The organism is uncultured Corynebacterium sp., assembly GCF_902782855.1.
Lineage (GTDB): Bacteria > Actinomycetota > Actinomycetes > Mycobacteriales > Mycobacteriaceae > Corynebacterium.
In genome coordinates, this window is record NZ_CACZOO010000217.1 from 1 (window position 1) to 4,352 (window position 4,352).

The window sequence follows — 4,352 nt, forward strand, 5'->3', positions numbered from 1 at the left end:
CACGAACGGATCAACGCACTCTGAAACCGGAAGAGCCTCTTTATGACAGTTACTCTCGGCGGACTGCTTGTATGGACTCTTGTTGACGCCTTCTTTATCCAGAAGGATCTGCGGATCAAGAACGCGGCAATCCGGCAGGAAGTCTTCGCCGCGCACGGGATTTCGAACATGGCTTGATCCTCATCAGCAGCGTTTTTTGCGCGGTGCTGAGAGAGCTGTAGCAGGACGGGTGGTCACCGGTCCGGGAGAGTGTTCCCCAGATACACTGTGATTCTGACCGCCTCACAGGGAGAACCCCATGCCCCAGCTTTCGCTCTGTCCTTCAACTGTTATCTGTCTGACCGGACTGCGTCGCACCATTGCGCTCACCGCGGTGCTTACCACGGCTCTGACCGCGACCGCCTGCGGTTCGGACGATGCCGGTGACGGTCCTGCCGTAGTGACTGTCACCGCGACAGCAGGGGAGGACGCGCAGGCGCAGGACGCCGGCCCGAACCCCACCGGCGCGGGCCAGGCGCCGGACCAGGCACCGGCCCCGAACCCGGATACGGCGTCAGGAGCAGCGCCGACCGGGGGACAGCAGTCCGCTCCGGAGGATGTCGCAGCCAGTGGTCAGATGGTCCTCACCGGCACCGTCGTCGACATGACCACCAGCGAAATCATGGACATCAGTGAGACTGCGCCGGGCAGTCCCCCACCCAACGGAGAACCTGAGACCAACGGCTACATCGTGCTGAAGCTCGACAGACCGCAGCAGATCACGGCACGGCATTCCGGTATGAGCGGACAAACAGCGGAGCGGACGGTTCGCTACGTCAGCCTGTCTACCCCCAACGGCTCAGAGAGCTCCATCAACTGGACCGGCTACGTTGGAAAGCACGTCACCGTGACCACCACCGCTGAAGGTATGTGGTTTCCCTCGGACACCGGGCTGCCGCTCGGTATGGTGCGGCTGTCTGAGGGGACGGTGAAGTAGTGCCGCACCGGGGCCCGACCTGATCTACCCTGAGTCCGTGTCATTCAGTAAGAGACTTCGGACCGGGTGGATCCTCGGGGCCGTGGTCCTCGTCCTCGTTGTCGTCATGGGGATGGCGGGCGCGTTCGTTCTCGGCAACCGGGGTGGGGGAGAGGATGAGAGGGACGAGGCGTCCGGCTGCTCGGACATCGAGTTCATCGGCGCTGCCGGATCCGGACAACGGACCGTCGACACCCTCACCGACACCCCCGTGCACAGCGGCGTCGGCGAAATCGTCGAGACGACCTACCTCAACCTCGTCCAGGACCTGCCGGAAAACCGCACCATCGCCCTGCACCCCGTCGAGTACCCGGCCCTCCCTGTCCCGGGCGGCATGGACCGGGCGGCGTGGACGGACTTCCTCGGCTCCGTCTCCACCGGTGCGGACACCGCCGAGGCTCTGATTCGGGACGCCCTCGCCACCTGCGAGGACGCCACGATCGTCGTCGCCGGTTACTCCCAGGGTGCGATGGCGGTGCACCGTGCCCTGCAGCGCATCGGGCCGGATCCGCGTATCGTCGCCGGCGTCTTCATCGGTGACGGGGACAAGGTCGCCGACGACAGTGTCACGACGCTGCCCGGTGAAGACACGGACTCCCGGGCGGGCATCGCCCAGGTCGCCTCCGGGCTGGGGATCAGCACCGGTGCGGTCGACGAGAAACTCCCGGAGGCCTGGCGTCCGGTACTGATCTCGGCGTGTCTCGACGGGGATGTGGTCTGCGCCCCGACGTCCTTCAACCTCAACGGTTTCGGGACGCACGGCGACTATGACGCTGAGGCGTGGCGCGCCGGGCTCCTGGACCGGGTGACCGGCTGAGCCGGGGTCTACGCCTTCACACGGGCCTCGCCGGAGGAGTAGCGCACCATCTCCTCGATGGAGCGGACCTTCTTGCGCTCGCGGCCCTCGGCCTCGCCGAGCGCACGCTCGTGGGCGTCGAGGTTGTACCAGCCCTCCCAGGTCGTGTAGTCGATGCCACGGGAGTGCAGCAGCTCGATGACACCCTCCTCCGAGGCGTCCTCCGGGGCGAAACCGATGCCCTTGGCGGCGTCCTCCAGGAGGTTGGCGACCGCCTGGTTGGCGTCACCCTTGGTGTTGCCGATCAGGCCCACCGGGCCGCGGCGCACCCAGCCGGTGGCGTAGACGCCCGGCAGGGTCTCGCGCAGCTCAGCCTCCGGGTCGGCGGAGCCGGGGACACCGGCGATACCGTCGGCGGTCGGCCCCTCGGTGAGGACGCGCCCACCGACGTTCGGGATGACCAGTTCCTTCTCGTCCCAGGGGATGTCCTCGGGGCGGTCGGACTTGTAGCCGACGGCACGGTAGACGTCACCGACGGGCCACTCGGTGAGCTTGCCGGTACCGACGACCCTACCGTCGGCATACTCGGTGCGCTCGGTGACCAGGCCGGTGACCTTGCCGTCGGCACCCGTCTTGACCTCGACGGGGGACTCGAAGAAGTGCAGGTACAGCTTGTGCGGTGCACCCTTGGGGTCGTTGATCGCGTAGTTCTCGAGGATGGTGCAGACCTGGTCGGTGATCTTCGAGTTGTGGCGGGCCTCCATGGACGCCTCGTCGTAGTCGATGTCCTCCGGGTCCACGACGACCTCGATCGTCTTCGAGTGGTTGAGCTCCTTGAGCTCCAGCGGGGTGAACTTCGCCTGGGCCGGGCCGCGGCGTCCGAAGACGTGGACCTCCTTGGCCTGGTTGTCCTTGAGGGACTCGTAGACGTTGTCCGGGATCTCGGTGACGCGCAGTTCCTCACCGGTCTTGGCCAGCACGCGGGCGATGTCAAGGCCGACGTTGCCGACGCCGATGACAGCGACGGAGTCGGCGGGCTGGGTCCAGGACTCGGAGAAGTGCGGGTTGGCGTCGTAGAAACCGACGAACTTGCCGGCGCCGATGGTGTGCTCGCCGCCGGGGATGTTCAGCTCGCGGTCGTCGGTGGCGCCGGTGGCGTAGATGACGGCGTCGTAGTGCTTCTTCAGGTCATTGAGGGTGATGTCCTCGCCGACGTTGATGTTGCCGAGCAGGCGGATCTGGGGCTTGTCGAGAACCTTGTGGAGGCTCTTGATGATGCCCTTGATGCGCGGGTGGTCGGGGGCGACACCGTAACGGATCAGGCCGAACGGGGCGGGCATGCGCTCGTAGAGGTCGATGGAGACGTCCTGGCCGGACTTCATCAGGGCATCGGAGGCGTAGATGCCGGCCGGGCCGGATCCGATGACGGCGACGCGCAGCGGGCGGTTGTCAGACATGAATTCGTTGGTCCAATCCGTTGGGGTGGCAGTACTTTCCACATTAGCCTGCCCTGACTTGTTCGGGAACCCGCGTGGCAGGTCGGGTGGAGGTGTGACGGCCCACGACTATAGACCGAGTGGTCTGTTAAGTGCAAGGGGAGTGGAATTGAGGCGCCCCTGCGTTGTGCTTATGTACCGAGCGGTCTAGTGTGGGACGCCGACCACCGCTAGACCGAACTGTCTGTGCAGAGAGAAGGGGCCTATGACCACGGCAACCCATTCGCCTTCCCGAGAGGCCGTCCGTGAGGCAGCCGCCGCCAAGGAGAAGGCCGCGGCGGTGGCCAGGGCCGCGGCCGACGCGGCCAGCGCCGACCCGGACAATGAACAGCTCGCCGACGAACTCCGTGAGGCACGCAACGCCCGACGCCGGGCCGATCGCGCGCTGAAGAAGGCGGAGGCTGCTGCGGAGGCTGCTGTGGAGGATGCCGCGGAGGCCGCTGTGGAGGATGCCGGGACCGAGGTCGTCGGGGCCCCCGGGGTAGCGGTGCCCGAGGAGCCGCTCACCGTCGCCGACGCGGAGCGTCTGGTGGCGGAGGCCACCGCCGCCACGGCGGCCGCCGAGGCTGCGGTCGACGCATCCCCCGACGACAAGCAACTCTCCGCCGCTGCCCGGCGTGCGCGCGCCGCACAGAAGAAGGCCGCCCGGGCGTTGAAGAAGGCACGCAAGGTCGCGATTGAAGCCGGTGAAGCCGGTGGGTCCGGTGAAGCAGGGCCCGTTGCCCCCGACACATCTGCGGCGTCCGCAGTGCCGGCTGCTTCCCCGGCTCCGGCCCCGGCCGCCCCGGTACCGGCTCTCCTGCAGGACACTCTCGCACTGGTCAGCTCAGGCGCGTCAGTGCTCGCGGTCGCCGCGGACGCCTCCGAGCGCGCCGCCGCTGCGGACCCCGCCAACGTCCTGCTCGCCGAGGCCGCCCGCAGTGCCCGCGCCGCAGCGCAACAGGCGGCCCGTGCGGTCGCCGACGCTGCCGCACTGCACGGTGCAGCTCCGACCGGGGCTCCAGCTCCAGCTCCGGCTCCGGCCGCGACCGAGCCCGCTGTGCCC

The 4,352-nt window shown here is 67.6% G+C and carries 3 protein-coding genes and 1 pseudogene; 3 read left to right on the top strand and 1 reads right to left on the bottom strand.

Features of this window, described 5'->3' with window-relative positions; translation table 11 throughout:
* Positions 1-439: 439 nt before the first annotated feature.
* Together QZV72_RS09250 and QZV72_RS09255 are read left to right on the top strand one after the other, a co-directional pair.
* Complete coding sequence (locus QZV72_RS09250) at positions 440-976, top strand: hypothetical protein (RefSeq protein WP_297007677.1); 537 nt, start codon at positions 440-442, stop codon at positions 974-976.
* Positions 977-1,013: 37 nt separating this feature from the next.
* On the top strand, positions 1,014-1,832 hold the full coding sequence (locus tag QZV72_RS09255) for a cutinase family protein (RefSeq protein ID WP_297007679.1): 819 nt from the start codon (positions 1,014-1,016) through the stop codon (positions 1,830-1,832).
* A gap of 8 nt (positions 1,833-1,840) precedes the next feature.
* Here the strand turns inward: QZV72_RS09255 and QZV72_RS09260 are convergent, their stop codons facing one another.
* Positions 1,841-3,268, bottom strand: a complete 1,428-nt coding sequence (locus QZV72_RS09260) for an FAD-dependent oxidoreductase (protein ID WP_297007682.1) — start codon at positions 3,266-3,268, stop codon at positions 1,841-1,843.
* Positions 3,269-3,512: 244 nt separating this feature from the next.
* On the opposite strand from QZV72_RS09260, the pseudogene QZV72_RS09265 reads away from it, so the two are divergent.
* Positions 3,513-4,352, top strand: a pseudogene (locus tag QZV72_RS09265) (nitrite/sulfite reductase); the annotation flags it as partial.

What these genes read in the sequence shown, in the direction of transcription:
- QZV72_RS09260 (WP_297007682.1), bottom strand. Translation starts at nt 3,268, where the DNA reads ATGTCTGACAACCGCCCGCTGCGCGTCGCCGTCATCGGATCCGGCCCG.